Origin of the sequence: Frankia alni ACN14a, assembly GCF_000058485.1 — a bacterium.
GTDB classification, from domain to species: domain Bacteria; phylum Actinomycetota; class Actinomycetes; order Frankiales; family Frankiaceae; genus Frankia; species Frankia alni.
This window is the reverse complement of sequence record NC_008278.1, coordinates 5415612-5430346: the sequence shown is the minus strand read 5'-3', so window position 1 is coordinate 5430346 and position 14735 is coordinate 5415612. Positions and strand designations below refer to the sequence as shown.

Annotated in this window: 8 protein-coding genes; 3 read left to right on the top strand and 5 right to left on the bottom strand. The window is 66.8% G+C overall.

Annotation, left to right across the window (positions count from 1 at the left end; all coding sequences use genetic code 11):
* Positions 1-85: 85 nt before the first annotated feature.
* Together hisB and hisH are read left to right on the top strand one after the other, a co-directional pair.
* Positions 86-673, top strand: a complete 588-nt coding sequence (gene hisB, locus FRAAL_RS21805) for an imidazoleglycerol-phosphate dehydratase HisB (protein ID WP_011606114.1) — start codon at positions 86-88, stop codon at positions 671-673.
* The gene (gene hisH / locus FRAAL_RS21800) at positions 670-1299 is read left to right on the top strand and encodes an imidazole glycerol phosphate synthase subunit HisH (protein WP_011606113.1); all 630 of its coding nucleotides are present in this window, start codon (positions 670-672) and stop codon (positions 1297-1299) included. Before hisB ends, hisH begins: the two co-directional genes overlap by 4 nt.
* Before the next feature lie 65 nt (positions 1300-1364).
* Here the strand turns inward: hisH and FRAAL_RS21795 are convergent, their stop codons facing one another.
* Positions 1365-1934, bottom strand: coding sequence for a DUF302 domain-containing protein (locus FRAAL_RS21795; RefSeq protein WP_011606112.1), 570 nt, complete (start codon positions 1932-1934; stop codon positions 1365-1367).
* A 1947-nt stretch (positions 1935-3881) separates the two neighbouring features.
* Between FRAAL_RS21795 and fxsT the strand changes: the two genes are divergently transcribed.
* The gene (gene fxsT, locus FRAAL_RS30635) at positions 3882-6599 is read left to right on the top strand and encodes an FxSxx-COOH system tetratricopeptide repeat protein (RefSeq protein ID WP_011606109.1); all 2718 of its coding nucleotides are present in this window, start codon (positions 3882-3884) and stop codon (positions 6597-6599) included.
* A gap of 106 nt (positions 6600-6705) precedes the next feature.
* Here the strand turns inward: fxsT and FRAAL_RS21780 are convergent, their stop codons facing one another.
* The 4 genes from FRAAL_RS21780 to FRAAL_RS21770 form a co-directional block, all read right to left on the bottom strand.
* The gene (locus FRAAL_RS21780) at positions 6706-7491 is read right to left on the bottom strand and encodes a M48 family metallopeptidase (RefSeq protein WP_041939605.1); all 786 of its coding nucleotides are present in this window, start codon (positions 7489-7491) and stop codon (positions 6706-6708) included.
* Between the two features lie 103 nt (positions 7492-7594).
* A complete protein-coding gene (locus tag FRAAL_RS21775) occupies positions 7595-10927 on the bottom strand; it encodes a type I restriction endonuclease subunit R (protein WP_041939604.1) in 3333 nt (1110 codons plus the stop codon).
* Complete coding sequence (locus FRAAL_RS31990; protein ID WP_157892176.1) at positions 10924-12189, bottom strand: restriction endonuclease subunit S; 1266 nt, start codon at positions 12187-12189, stop codon at positions 10924-10926. Before FRAAL_RS31990 ends, FRAAL_RS21775 begins: the two co-directional genes overlap by 4 nt.
* Entirely contained in the window at positions 12182-14602 is a 2421-nt protein-coding gene (locus FRAAL_RS21770; RefSeq protein WP_011606105.1) for a type I restriction-modification system subunit M, read from the bottom strand. The genes FRAAL_RS31990 and FRAAL_RS21770 overlap by 8 nt, the downstream gene beginning before the upstream one ends.
* Positions 14603-14735: the final 133 nt, after the last annotated feature.

Here is a 14735-nt window from a genome sequence, read left to right as displayed (position 1 = left end):
GTCCCGCCGCTTTCGCCCTGCCGCCCCCTCAGCCGCCCCGCTCCGCCGGTCCCACCCGTGACCGAGAAAGACCGAGGAAGCCCCGATGGCCCGCACCGCGCGGATCGAACGCAAGACGCTGGAGTCCGACGTGCTGGTCGAGCTCGACCTCGACGGGACGGGCGTGGCGAGCTCCGACACCGGCGTGCCGTTCTTCGACCACATGATGTCCCAGCTCGGCAAGCACGGCGGGTTCGACCTGACCGTGCGCACCCGCGGTGACCTGCACATCGACTCCCACCACACGGTCGAGGACACCTCGATCGCGTTCGGCTCGGCGCTGCGCGAGGCCCTGGGCGACAAGGCCGGCATCCGCCGCTTCGGGGACGCGCTGGTCCCCCTCGACGAGGCCCTCGCCCAGGCCGCGGTCGACCTGTCCGGCCGGCCGTACTGCGTCCACGTCGAGCCGGACCTCGTCGGCCTGATCGGGACGTACGACACCACGCTGACCCGGCACATCTTCGAGTCGATCACCGCGTCGGCCCGGATCGCGCTGCACGTGCGGGTACTGTCCGGCCGCAACGCCCACCACGTCGTCGAGGCCCAGTTCAAGGCGGTCGCCCGGGCCATGCGCGACGCGGTGGCGCTCGACGCCCGGGTGGCCGGCGTCCCGTCCACCAAGGGTGTGCTGTGACCGGGCCGACGGGCCGGCGCCCGCGGGTCGTGGTCCTCGACTACGGCTCGGGTAACCTGCGCTCGGCGCAGCGGGCGCTCGCCCGGGTCGGCGCCGACGTGACGGTCGGCGATGATCTTGATGCCGCTCTGGACGCCGACGGGCTGGTCGTGCCCGGCGTCGGCGCCTACGCGGCCTGCATGGCCGGTCTCGACCGGGTGGGCGCCGGGCCGGTCGTGCGGGAACGGGTGGCGGCAGGCCGGCCGGTCCTCGGCATCTGCGTGGGCATGCAGGTGCTCTACGAGCTCGGCGACGAGCACGGCGTGCGCACGGCCGGGCTCGGCGTGCTGGCCGGCGAGGTGCGCCGCCTCGCCGCGCCGATCCTGCCGCACATGGGCTGGAACACGGTGCGCCCGCCCGCGGCGTCCACGCTGTTCGCCGGGCTGCCCGCGGACACCCGCTTCTACTTCGTCCACTCCTACGCGGCGAAGGCCGATCCCGACGCCGGCGACACGATCGGCGAGCACGGCGAGCCGTTCGCCGCGGCCGTCGAGCGCGGCGCCCTGGCCGCCACCCAGTTCCACCCCGAGAAGTCCGGCGACGCCGGCGCGCACCTGCTGACCAACTGGCTCGCCACCCTGTCCTGACGGCGGCACCATCGCGATCGCCGCCGCCATCGCCGCCGCTGGTGCCGGGTCGGCGGCGGGGTGAGTCAGCCGGCGTGGGCGGGGACCCGGCCGGCGGTGAGCGCCGCGGGCACGGGCAGGCCCAGGTGCTCCAGCAGGGCGGCCAGCTTCAGGTCCAGCTCGATGCCCACGATCGTGATCGCCCGGCTGCCGTAGCTGCGGAAGTGCGTGCTCGGCTGGTCGACGCTGAACCAGGTCGTGCCCGCCCGGTCGGTGTGGATCGTGGTCCGCAGCGGGGCGTGCAGCAGCACCCCCGGGTCATGGCGGAACATCCGCTCGGCGATCACATGGTTGCCCATCAGATATTCGACGCACCGCCCCTCGTCGCCGGCCGCCCGAAACATCCAGGTGAACTCGCCGCGCCAGTAGCGGAGGAAGTCGTGCGGCGCGTTCGGCGCGGTCGCGACCCGGACGTCGTCCCAGGTCGGCTCGCCCGCGGCGAGAGCAGCGAAGCGTGCCTCGTCGAGGGCGGGAACCGCCTGCTCATAGCGGCGGACCGTCTCGTCGTAGCTCAGGTCCGTCGCGACGGACAGCCGACGTACCTCGTAGCGCACGGTGCTGACGGCATCGGCGAGTTCGTGATCGGTACTGGTCATGCGACAGCCTCCCGCCTCGTCCGGCGTGGCGTGCATGGCACGCCGCGCGAACCGGCGGGATTCCCGCCGCTGCTCCGGTCGAAACCGGGGCATCGGTCACCGGTAGGGTTCGGGCCCCGCCCGGTCCACCCCGCAGCGTGACGAACCGCCTGACCTGCAGAAACAGGCTGGTTCGCACGTTGTGGACGTGCTCGTGCCCGCCGAAACTGCAGGTCGGCGGGCCGGGCAGGTGGTTCGAGCCTCCTTTGGCTCTGTAGCAGTCGACTCCTGTCGGTAGTCACCGCTGCTGGGACTGGGTCAGCATGCGGGTCGTTCGCGGCCTTTGATCCGGACTGGAGACCGCCGGAGCCGGACACACCACCCGCGCCCCGCGTCTCCCTCGTCCACGAAGGCCGGTACCAGCAGGCGCTGGCCGACTACGACCGCCAGGTCGACGAATGGCACCGGCGTGCCGGTGGCACGGTTTCCGATCCGGTGACCGTCGGGCGGGCCAGGCTCGTCACGTGCCCGAAGTGCGGTGCCCCCGAATCACGCCCGTGCACGGACGCTGCGAAGTCCCGGAAGGTGAATCACCAGGAGCGGCTCCGGCGGTTCCGTGCGTGGATGCGGGAGACCCATCCCCGGTACCCTCGGCGCGAGACGCTCTGACCATGTCGGCGTGACCGGCCCGGCCGAGGCGCGCCAGCGGGCGGACACCAAGGGCGCGATGTCGCTGAGAGCGATGCGGAACGTCAGCCGCGGCAGGCGGCCGGGCCTCCGGCCCTACCGGTGTTCCTCCGAGTTGGTGGCGGCTGCGGTGGTGTGCTCCCAGTGCAGGATCAGCTCGGCGAGCGCCTCGACTGCTCTTCGCCGTTCCTCGGCCGTCATGGGTATGGTCTCGACCCGCTCGATGACCATGTGGCGGGCGACGGGTTGTCGTCGTGCTTTCCGGGACGGTCCCGCGCCAGCTTGGTTGCCGGCTTCCGTGCTCTCCGTGCGGGAATCGTCCTGGGCGTGGTCGGGACCGGCCATCAGTAGCGTGCCCCCTTCAGGCTCTCTGGCCTGTATCGGCTGCGGGGCACTCTATTGCTGCTGGGAGCGGTTCCTGGGCGACCACGGCGTCGCCCTTCGCCGCCTCCGATGGCTTGTTCTGGTGTCGGGTTGTCCCAGCGCTCGCGCGGTTCGTCCACGTTTGCCTGTTCCCGGCCGGGTAAGCGCGTTTCCTGTTCGGCCGGTTGGAGGCCGCGGTTGTCGAGACCCACCAGCTGCCCCCACTGGCTGTTGGCGTATGAGGCCGATCGCCCGACAGGCTGGTTGATCGGGTGAGATCATGATGGGTCGTGTGGAGGAGCCGGAACTCACGCGGTCGTGAGCCAGAAGATCGCGAGATGACGGTACGCGAGTTCTTCGCGGCGCTTGCCTTCATCGCGCGGGACGCGTGGAGCCCTACGCCCCGGCCAGATCTCTACTTGCACTGTGATGTCTGCGGCGGTCCGACCCCGCACTCCAGCTATCGGCGGATCATCTCAGCGACCGAGGTGAATCCGACGCTCGTTGCCGCGCCCCCGGAGCCGGTCTGCGCGGTGTGCCGCGATGCGCATCCGCGCACGCTCGGCGACGAATCACCCTGCGACACGGCCATGGTGTGTGTCGGCCGCCGACGGCGCCGCTGGCGTTCGGGTAGGTCCCGGAGGCGGTGCGGCGCGCGATTCGAGGTTCCCGCGTCCGCGCCGACCGTGATCTGCCCGTGGTGCAGCACGCAGCAGGACGGGCCAGTCAGGCATTGATGAGCTATCGACATGGGGCTCGCCGATGGAGGTGCAGGTGGATGGAAGGCGGCGTGGAGGTCGGCGTCTGGGGTGTACCGCGACCAACTGATCGAACCGCCGGAAACGTTGTTCACGGGACAGACCCTGCCGCGGGCGAAGGCTCCAACCGGTGGACGGCGGAGGGTGAGATCATAGCCTTGTGTCGGACAGCGGTGGACCTGAGACAGGGCAGCAGTTCCTCGTCTCGTACGTCGTCGACGACGCCGAGTGGGCGGAGTGGGTCGCTTGGACCTTGGAGTCCGCAGGCCATAGGGCATTGATCCGCGCCTGGGATGCCGTGCCTGGGTCGCATCCTGTCGCTGACCTGCAGCGGACGCTGGCGAGTGGTGCACGCTCCGTGGTGGTGCTTTCGGAGGCTTATCTGGCGTCGGCGACTCGAGGCGCGGAATGGGAAGTTGGCTGGGCGACGGACCCCGCCGGGCTGAACAGGCGCGTGCTGGTTGTCCGGGTGGAAGACTGCTTGCCCCCGGCGTTGCTGGGCCAGATCCAAGCGGTGGACCTGTTCGGGATCGACAGGGAGACGGCGCGGGAGCGGCTCCTCGAAGCCGTCGTAGGTGGACGGCGCAAGCCGGCTACGGAGCCGGGCTTCCCCGGAGGCTTCCAACTACCTGACGCGAGCATCGGGACGCTGTTGCCCTTCGAGTTGCCCCAGGTGTGGAACGTCCCCCCGCGGCTGGCACGGACCATTCATCGTGAGGAGTTCCTCGACGCGGTGCGCGATGGCCTCTCGGGCGCCGGTACCGCCGCTGTCTGCGCGCTTTACGGGATGGCCGGGACTGGTAAGACGGCGCTCGCGGTCGAGTACGCCCACCGCTTCGCCGACGATTTCGATGTCGTGTGGTGGATCAACGCGGGTGACGCGGCGGTGGTCGCTGGGCAGGTCGCGGCGCTGGGAGTCAAGCTCGGCCTCTCCGACGACGCCGGCTGGTCTGAGGTCGCCGCGTCGCTGAATCGAGAGCGGCGGCGCTGGCTGCTGGTACTCGACGACGTCAACGAGCTGGATGTCGTCGATCCGTTCCGGCCGTCGGGTCCGCACGGGCGACTGCTGGTGACTTCCCGTCTGGTAGGGCTCGACAGCGTCGGTGCGGCGGTTGAGGTCGGCGCATTCAGCAAGGACGAGGCGGTCAGGGTACTCGTCCCTCGGGTCGAAGGAATCAAGGAGACGGAAGCCGGGTGGATCGCGGATCTGCTTGGCTACCTGCCGCTGGCAGTCGAGCAGGCGGCCAGCTTCCTCGTGCAGACCGGGCTGCCCCCGGCCGAGTACGTCCGCTTGTTGATCGAGCGGCTCGGAAGCTTGCTCGACCGCGGGCGCGTGGCGGATCGACCCGGCGTGACGGTGGCAAATCTGTGGAGGCTTTCGGTGGCACGGATTCAGGCGGAGCGGCTGGCAGCGGTGGAGCTGCTCTCGCTGTGCGCTTTCTGCGCCGCTGATCCGATTCCCCTCGACCTGTTCACCGATGGTGCCGCAGCGGCACTGGCGGACGGGCCGCTGCGGCGGGCAGCCAAGGATCAGCTCGACTGGGCGGAGACCGTCGGGGTGCTGGTTAGTTTCAGTCTGGCGCGTCGTGCCGGATCAACGCTGACCGTTCACCGGCTGACCGCCGCAGCAGTCCGGGAGGACATGACGCCAGCCGATCAGGCTGCGGCCACGGTTGGAATCATCCGACTTCTCGCCGCCGGGCTACCCAACGCCTCTGAAGATCCAACGAGCTGGCCGCGGTGGCGGCAGCTGATACCTCACGTGCGGGCAGCGCTCGACGGCATTGATGACCAGTGTGACGTTGTGACAGCTGGGCTGGTATCAAGGATCTGTGACGTCACCGGTAGGTACCTCAACCAGCAGGGACAGTCCGAGGCCGCGGTTCTTTACCTAGAACGAGCCCTGGCGCTCGACGAATCGCGTCTCGGTCCTGACCACAGGGATACAGCGGCCGCCTGCAACAATCTTGGCGCGGCCTACATTTCTGCTAAGCGGACAACGGAGGCGATCGATCTGTACGAGCGGGTTGTCGCCGGCCTTGAACGCCTTCCGGGTGTCGATCACCCAGACACGTGGCTCGCGTACAACAACCTCGCTGAGGCCTTACGCGCGGACGGGAGGACCGACGAGGCGATCGCGCTCTACGAGCGCATTGTGCCCCGTTTCGAAGCGGCATTCGGCGTCGGAGACCGAGCAGGGTTGACCGCCCGCCACAACCTGGCATGCACCTACCGGGCCGCGGGACGGCTGGCTGAAGCGACCGGCCTGCTCGGGTGGACCCTCGCAGACGCCGAGCGGCACCTGGGCCCCAACGATTCGCTGAGCGTGCTCATACGTGGCAGCCTCGCCGACTCGCTGGTAGTCGACAACCCAGACCAGGTGCAGCCCCACGAGCGGACCGTCGACGAATTCCAGGAGCTGTTCGGACCCGATCATCCGAGGACACTAGTCGCACGACACAACCTCGTGTGCGCTTATCAGGAAGCAGGAAGGACCGCCGAAGCTCGTCCCATCGCCGAGCAATTACTGGCTGACCGTATACGCCTACAGGGGACTGTTCACCCTGACGCGCTGGTAGCGCGAAACAACCTGCTACTGGTCTACACCGAGCTACTCGGCGTAATAGACGCGGTCGATCGGTTCGAACAACTGGCAGTAGACAGCACGCGACGGTTCGGACCCGATCACCTGGTGACGCTACTCGTCCGCCACATGCATGCCACGGCGTACGCGGACGCCGAACATGCCGATGACGCGATTGTGCGGTACAAGAGCCTTTATGCTGACTGCGAACGCGTCCTAGGTCCTGATGACACCCTTACCGTCAACGTCAAATTGATCATCGTTTCCTACGAACGGCGCGGCGAGGTTTGCTGAGTCGCACGCCCTCGCCAAAGTTTCGCGGGCCGAAAACACCTCTCGAGGGAGAGTCCCTTCCCTGCCAGTGCCGCCGCCGTTCCTTGACGCAGGTGGTCAGCCGCTGTTATCCGAGCCAGAGGGTGGCACCGAGGGCGGCGAGCCTGTTCTTGCGGGTCTCGTAGTCAGGTATGGCGCGTTCGACCAGTCGCCAGAAGGTCGGTGTGTGGTTTCGTTCGTGGGCGTGGGCGAGTTCGTGGACGAGGACGTAGTCGACGAGACTGACCGGGAGCTGCATGGTCGCCCAATGGATGTTGATTCGGCCGGTGGTGCTGAGCGAGCCCCATCGGTGGCCGAGGTCGCGGATGTCGAGGCCGGTGATGTCGACGCCCATGCGGCTGGCCCAGGGACGGATGCGGGGTGGTAGCCAGGTTGCCCCTCGGTGCCTGTACCAGCCGATCAGTGCTGCGGCGCCGTCGATGTCTGTCGCGGCCAGGCTGCGGGGCAGGTGTATTCGGCCCCGGATGAGGCGCACCGGGGACGCCGGGGTTCGGTGGCGTCCAGCGGCTGGGCGGCCAGCCCGGGGGAGGACACCGCCGTCGTCCACCGTCGGATCGTCAGTGAGGAGCAGGCGGTAGTGCCGGCCGAGGTAGTCGAAGCCCTCTCCGTTGACGAACTGCTTCACCGGCCGAGGGGAGAGCAGGACGTCCTTCTCCGCAAGGCGTTGGTGAATCCACGAGCGATGGCCGCGTACCCACCGTGCCAGCCGGTCCGGGTCGGCGTCAGTTGGGGTGTGCAGCAGCAGGGTTCCGTCCCGGTCGACGGTGATCCCGACGGTGCGACGGAGCTCGGAGGCGCGGACGACGAAGTCCAAGCCTCCGATCGTCATCCGCACGCTCTCGCCGCTTGTCATAGAGCAAGCGTAGGGGGTCGGCCCGTCGGACTGCGTCGACTGGGCCGGTGAGACGGTGTGGTCTACGCTCGCCCCTCCTGCTGCTGTCAGTTCGGTGGCGCATTTAGCCGACCGTGGGCGGGACTGTCGTGATAACCGCAGCGTGGTTGTGCCGTGCCAACTCGACGATCTGGTCGGCGATGGCCTCCGCCCGGTCCTGGTCGAACAGGTCGTCTCCGTCGATCGACACGTCGCTGACCGCGACGGTGATCCAGCTGTGCAAGCGTTGCTGGGCGTGAGCGTTCCCCCAGAAGTGCACCCTTCCGATCTCCCTACGCAGATGATCGACAATGAAGGTGACCAGCTCGGCGACGGCCTCGACGGCGACCGGTGTCATCTCCTTGCCCTCGGCGACCCGTTCCGCGCGTAGAACGTCGAAGAAGAGACGTTCGATCGGAGTCAGCTGGACACCGTCAGGCGCGTCGTCGGGATTCTCGGCAGCGGTCCGCCCGGCACGTGCTTTGTCGATCAGGTCGCCGAGTTCGAGGGCGAGCTGGTCCCACTGGTCACGGAGCCGGTCGAGGATCTCGGACAGCTGCTGGGACAGAGTGCGCGCGCGAACCGGGTCGGCGTCGAGCATGCCGCTGATGTGGTGGCGTAGGGCGTGCTCCATCTCCGACGCTTTCGCCCGCTTCGACGTCAGTCCGCCGACCTTCTCGTCGAACTGGGCGTCGGTGAGCGACACCGGTGGGATCTTCTGGCTGATGCCGAGCGCGACGATGTGGTTGTCGATCAGGCGGCGTACCTTCTCGCCGTAGACGGAGACGTCGAAGTCGGCGTCGTCGCGGTCGTAGCGTCGCCGCGCGAGCAGGCCGATCACCCCGAACGCCTTCGTGTCGGCGACATAGGGCAGTGCCTCCTGCCGTGGCAGGACCGTCTCCAGACTGCGGGTCAGTGCCCGGTAGGCGACCTGGAACGCGGCCCGCAGCGCGTCGTCGGCCAGCAGTTGGACGCAGCCTTCCTGATCAGCCGGGGTGTGGAAGCGCTCCTGGCCGCGGTCGGTGAACAGCGCGCGGACCCGGGCGTGCCGGTCGGCCAGCAGCGGGAGCTCGTCGGTGATGCTTGCCAGCGCCCCGTCGACGTCCTCAGCCGCATACGCCTCCAGCGCGGCGTGCAGATGCTTGGCAACGCCGAAGTAGTCGACGACGTAGCCGTTGGCCTTGCCCCGCGCGGTGCGGTTCACCCGAGCGATGGCCTGGAGCAACTCGGCTTCCTTGATCCGCCGGTCGAGGTAGATAACCTGGTCCACGGCCGCGTCGAAGCCGGTCAGCAGCATCGACTTGACCAGCAGGAAGGCGACCGTGCTGGTCGTGGCCGGGTCCGGGGTCGGATCGTCGGGCGCGGGCAGCGGCTTCTTGAACTCCTCGATCACGATCTTCTGCCGGGCCTCGTCGGTCCAGTCGCGCCAGTCCTTCTCGTTCTGCTCGCCGGAGATGACCGGGACGAAGTCGAGCCGGGCGATCAGGTCGCGGTACGGCCAGGCCCGCACGTCGCGCAGCCGGGCGCGCCCGAGGCCGGGGATGCCCTCGGCGGAGGCGGCCCGGTCCGCGGCCTCGGCCGTGCGCAACTCGGCGGGCAGCGCATCGAGTCGGGCAACCATCTCATCGCGGGCGGCCAACAGCGCTTCGCGGTAGCGCACCGCGGCGAGCCGACTGGTCGCGACGACCTGCGCTTTGAATCCGCCGGGCAGCGCGGTGTCGACGTAGTGGCGGAGCATGTCGCGGGCCTTCGCCGCGATCATCTTCTCCGCTTCGAGAACGTTGCCGGTCGCTCCCCATCGGCGTCGGATCTTCGCCAGCTGCGTGTCGGTGAGGTCGGGAAACATGTCCTCGAACAGCTCGTCGAGATCCGCCGCGTCCTGAACGTCGCTTTTCGTCGTACGGCCCTCGTAGCGGATCGGTACGGTCGCACCGTCAGCCTCGGACTCGCCGATGGTGTACCGGTCTAGATACGGGCCGAAGATCGCATGGGTACGTTTCCGTCTCCCCATGATAATCGGCGTCCCGGTGAACCCGATCCTTGCCGCATTCGGCAACGCGTCCAACAGCACGGCGTGCAGCGTGCTGCTGTGCGAGCGGTGCGCCTCGTCCACGAGCACGACCACGCCCTCGGACGGGTCCAGCACCCCGAGTGACTTCACCTCCAGCGGGGCGTCCTTCGCCGCGTCCGGGTTCCGATACTTCTGGATCATCGCGAAGAGCAGCGCCTTGCCCGGAACAGACAGCAACGAGCGAACCTGCTCGACCTTCCTCGCCGTCCGGGGTGTCTCCCCGGTTAGCTCGGCGGTCTTCGCAAGCTGCGCCTGGAGATCCTTCCGGTCGGTGACCACCACGACCTTGAAACTGACGAGATCGGGATGCGTCCGCATGGCCCGGATCAGGAACACCATGGTCAGCGACTTACCCGAGCCTTGCGTGTGCCAGATGATCCCGCCACGCCGGTCGAACTCGGCGTCCACCACCCGGGTCTTGCCGGTGATCAGACGGTGGATTGTGCGCTGGACAGCCCGGTACTGCTGGTAGCGAGCGACGATCTTCACTCTCCGGCCGGCCTGCGCCGGCATGAACAGCGTGAAGTGCCGGACGATGTCCAACAGCCGCTCCGGGGCGAGCATGCCTGCGACGAGCCGCTGTTGGCTCGTCAGCTCGCTCACCCCGAGCACTCTGGCGACCTCGACCTCCGGAGCAGGTTCGGTCGTCTTCCACTCGGCGAAATGATCCGGATCCGAGGTGAACGTCCCGACCTTCGCCACATCCCAGCTCGTGGCGACAACGACCTGGTTGGTGTGGAACAGCCGCTCGTTACCCTCCCGGGAGACAGCCCCCCGTTGGTCGGCGTACCGAGCCAGCTGGCGAATCGCCTTCGCCATCGGAGACGACGTCGTCGGGCTCTTCGCCTCCACGACCACCAGCGGGATGCCGTTGACGAACAGCACGAGGTCCGGCTCGATGTAGCGGCGGCCCTGGCTGCCCGGGATGTCCACCCGAAACTGGTTGACCACCAGGAAGTCGTTGTTCGACGGCGTGTCCCAGTCGATGAACCGGACCCGCCGGTTCCGGCTACCGTCGACCTCTGGAATCCCCTCAACGGGCACACCGAGCAGCAGTGCCTCCGTCAGCTCCTCGTTGATCTCGACCAGCTTGGTCGCCTTCGGGCGGGTCAGCGCGGCTACGGCCTGCGCGAGCCGGCCATCGTCAAGCCACGGCCCGCCGTCCGGTCCCGGATTGATCCGCTGCAGCGCCGCCCGCAGCCGACCCTCCACCAGTACCTCGGAGAACGACGTCCGACCGCTCGCCATCGGATCGTGCTTCGACCCGGCGAGATGAGCCCAGCCCAGACCACACAGCTGCTCGACGAACGGACGCTCAACCAGCTCGAACTCAGCACCCCCGGTCATGCCGTCAGCGTATCCACATCCGACACATCCCATACACCTACCCGCTTAGCTAGGAGATCATCCATCAACCCCTGCTTAATCAGAAGAAATTTTTCAAGCTCGACTTGCTCGCAGGACAACCGCGACCCTGAGTAGTCGATACCGCTGACCAATCGGCGCTGCTCGCTGATAGCGGGTACGGGAATTGGGAATTTGCATAGATCCCGCCAATAAATTGCCGCCACGCTGGTGGTTCCTGTAGCCAACCTCGCCAGCCTGTTTCTGCCAAGCCCCCAGCTCATATATGCATTGACGAATTCGGGTAGCACCTCGGGTTGGAAGCGTATCCTAAGAATATTGTTATCACAAATAGCTGGCGGCAAATTTTTTGGCCATACGGCCGTCTTGCCGACCAAATCTGGCGTGTTCCGGGTATTGAATAGTAGATCTCCGTGTTGGAGTTCGAGGTGGCCTATCGACGACCCGACGATCGACCGGGAGATGTGTTCGGTGTGCTCCATGTTGAGCATGCCGCCGGAGATATTTCCCATTTTTACTAGTAGTATGTTGCCGTCTTTCCTGCCCCTTAGTGGAGTGCCTAGAAGTGTTTCGCGTACTATATCGCCGAGCTGTACCCAGCGAACGTCCCGTGAGCTCCCATCGGAGTTGTCGGCGTGGCGTGATTCCCACTCGCCTAGACGCTCCTGGATGATGCCCGCGCGCTCAATATATAGCTTCGCTATGAGGCGCTCCGTCGACCGAACTGCCTCATCTACAGTGTCTAAGACCTCGGTGATCTTCTGTTGCTCTGACAAGGGTGCGATGGCTACCTTGTAGGAACCAATCTGATTCTGATTAACAGACGGGACCGCTCCATCCTGAACGAATCTGGAAAAGTCAATCGTCTGCATCAGCCAGTACAGGTACCGCGAGCTGATGCCGGGACGCGGTGCGACGGCGAGCATGTTATTGTCGAGAAGGGTGTCTTGCGTGATCAGTCGGCGCCTGTTCTTGAGTAGTGCGGCTCCGACTTTCGCAAATGCAACCGCCCCCGCCGGGCAAGGCTTCCATCCAAAAAATCGACAAGTCCGCGAGGTCACGTAGTGTTCGGCCGAGTTTAGTGCGACATCATTCCCCGGCCGAGACATGTCTCCAACCTTAAAAAAGGGAATATCACCCGAAATTTTACCCTGCTCGACCTCCGGAAAAGCGTATCCGGGCCAGAATGTTACTATGGAGCCTAGTGAAGTCGTAGTCCATTGAGTGGAATTCGACTTACTCATATTCGAGATCCTTGAGATAGTCGGCGAGCTGTGCTGTTGCAGCGGCGCGGACATATTCGAGCTCACGCAGGGAGACCGCGTACTTATCCCACCAATTCTCTACAGCTATGGCCACCTGGCGGAGATGGATTGCGACACGTCCGTTCAAATGCTCGGCGAGGGTCTCAAGGAAGAGACGGAGCACTAGGTCTTGGACCTCGGCGGTGGTCAGCTCGGCGCGGGCCTTCTCCAGCCGAGTGACTACCTCACGGGTCAGCTCGCGATGTCGCCGCTTCACCGCGGTCAGCTCCCGCTTCGAGGAAGCTAGCTCCGCGGGGGAGAGTCGTTCGATATCGGCGCTCTCCTCGCCGGCATCCTCCTCTTCGCCGTCGTTCGCCGGGGCCGTACCTGCCTTAATCTTGGCATCGAGTTCCGCGCGCTGGGCCTCTACCTCGGCTAGCTCGCCGAGAAAGTCGGTGAGGAGCGCCCGGACCAGCCGGTGGTCGAATGGGTCGGACTTCGACTTCGAGTCCTCGGCGGCGGTGATGATGGTGGTCACCCAGCCGTCGAGCACTCCGTTGTAGCCGTTCGCGGCGAGGGTGCGCAGGTCGAACTGGACGGCGTCCCACCAGCGGACGAACACGCCGGCGACTTGGAAGCGGTCGAGCAGGCCTATGGGGGTCAGCGCCGCGGAGAAACTTGCCAGCAGGGCTGTTCGTGTGGTGCGTAGCCCGCGCGCCGCTGCCAGCCTGTCGAAGACCTCGCGGTTGCGCTCCCACCAGGCGGAGAGCGCTTCCGCTGCCTCGCGTTCCCGGGTGAGCACCCCTGGGTGCTCCTCGACGAGCCGCCGAAGGTCGTCTCTCGTCACGTCGGCGAAGTTGAGGTAGTTGGCATCCCGGTCGACGAACACCGCGCCGGGGTCGAACCCATGCGCGGCGAACAAGTTGGCCTTCGCCGTGACCTCGGCACGCGGCACTCCGCCGTGCAGGTGGGCGCGGACGTCCTGCGGCTCGGGGGGCGGCGCGTTGTCGGCATACCGGCGGATGTTTAGGTTGTCACCGCCCGCGCGCAGCTCGTCCCGGGTGACGACCTTCGCGTAGCCGGGAATGTCGGTGAACTCGCGGTATGCCGCGACGATCTTTTCGACGTGTTCCGGCATGAGGTAGTTCTGTGCCCGGCCGGCACGAAACTCTGCGTCCGCGTTGATGAACAGCACCTTGCCGGCGCGCTCGGCCGGCTTCGCCCCTGGCGCCCGCAGCACCAGCACGCAGGCGGGGATGCCCGTCCCGTAGAACAGGTTCGGTGCCAGCCCGATCACAGCTTCGATGACGTCGTCGTTGAGGAGGGCGGTGCGGATGTCGCGCTCGGTGCCACCGCGGAACAGCACGCCGTGCGGCATGACTGTCGCGGCGACGCCGTTCGCGCGCAGCACCGCGACCATGTGCTGGACGAACATCAGGTCAGCCTTCTTGCCACCCTCGGGAGCCCAGCCCCACCGGAACCGGTTCTCCCGCTCCATCCCCTCCCGGCTGTAATTCAGGGAGAACGGCGGGTTCGACAGCACCCGGTCGAACCGCTCCAACTCTCCGCCGGAGACGTGCATCGGCTCGGCGAGGGTGTCCCCGTTCCTGATGTCCGCGTCGGGGATGCCGTGGAGCAGCAGGTTCATCTTCGAGATCGACCAGACGCCGCCGTTGTACTCCTGGCCGGCCAGCCGTAGGTCCCGCGGGTCACCGCCGTGCTCGGCGACCCAGTCCCGGGCGAGGATCAGCATGCCGGCCGAGCCGGAGCATGGGTCGTAGATCTCCATTTTCGGCTTCGGGTCGACGAGGGCGACCATCATCCGCACGACCGCCCGCGGAGTGTAGAACTCACCGCCCTTTTTACCGGCCGAGTCAGCGAACTCCCCGATCAGATACTCATACGCGGCACCCAGAAGATCGGGAAACTCGAAGTCCTCATTCCGCAGCCTGACCGTATTGAAGTGCGCGATCAGATCACGTAGCTTGCGGTCCGGGATGCGTGACTGGCCGACCGTCCGGGTGAAGTCTATGTGTTGGACGACACCTTCGAGCGCCGTGTTGTTGCACTCCTCCAACGCAAGAAGCGCCTTGTTCAGCTCGTCGCCGACGTTGTGGTGTACCTGGTCCCGCAACCGAGCCCACCGGGCCTCCTCCGGGACGTAGAGGGTGTCCCTGTACCGTGCTCGGGCGGTGGCCCGCTGCTCGGCGTCCGCGCGGCTGCGCCCTTCAGCGATGAGCTGGGCGATGACCCGCTCCTCGGCGACCTCAAACTCGTCGGACGCGCGCTTGAGGAACAGCATCCCGAAGATGTATTCCTTGAACTCCGAGGCATCCATCTTGCCGCGAAGGATGTCCGCCGCCGCGTACAGATGCCGTTCCAGCTGCGGCAACGTCAGCTTGCGCCCCAACATGTCCCCCTGCTCGTCTCAGATCCAACCGCCGGCCGGCCGTGCACGGGTCGCCCCTGCCGGCAAGGCTAGCCGCAGCCCCGACATGTCGGACAGCCTGCCACCCACGGCCCTGAACCCCCGGAACGGACGCATG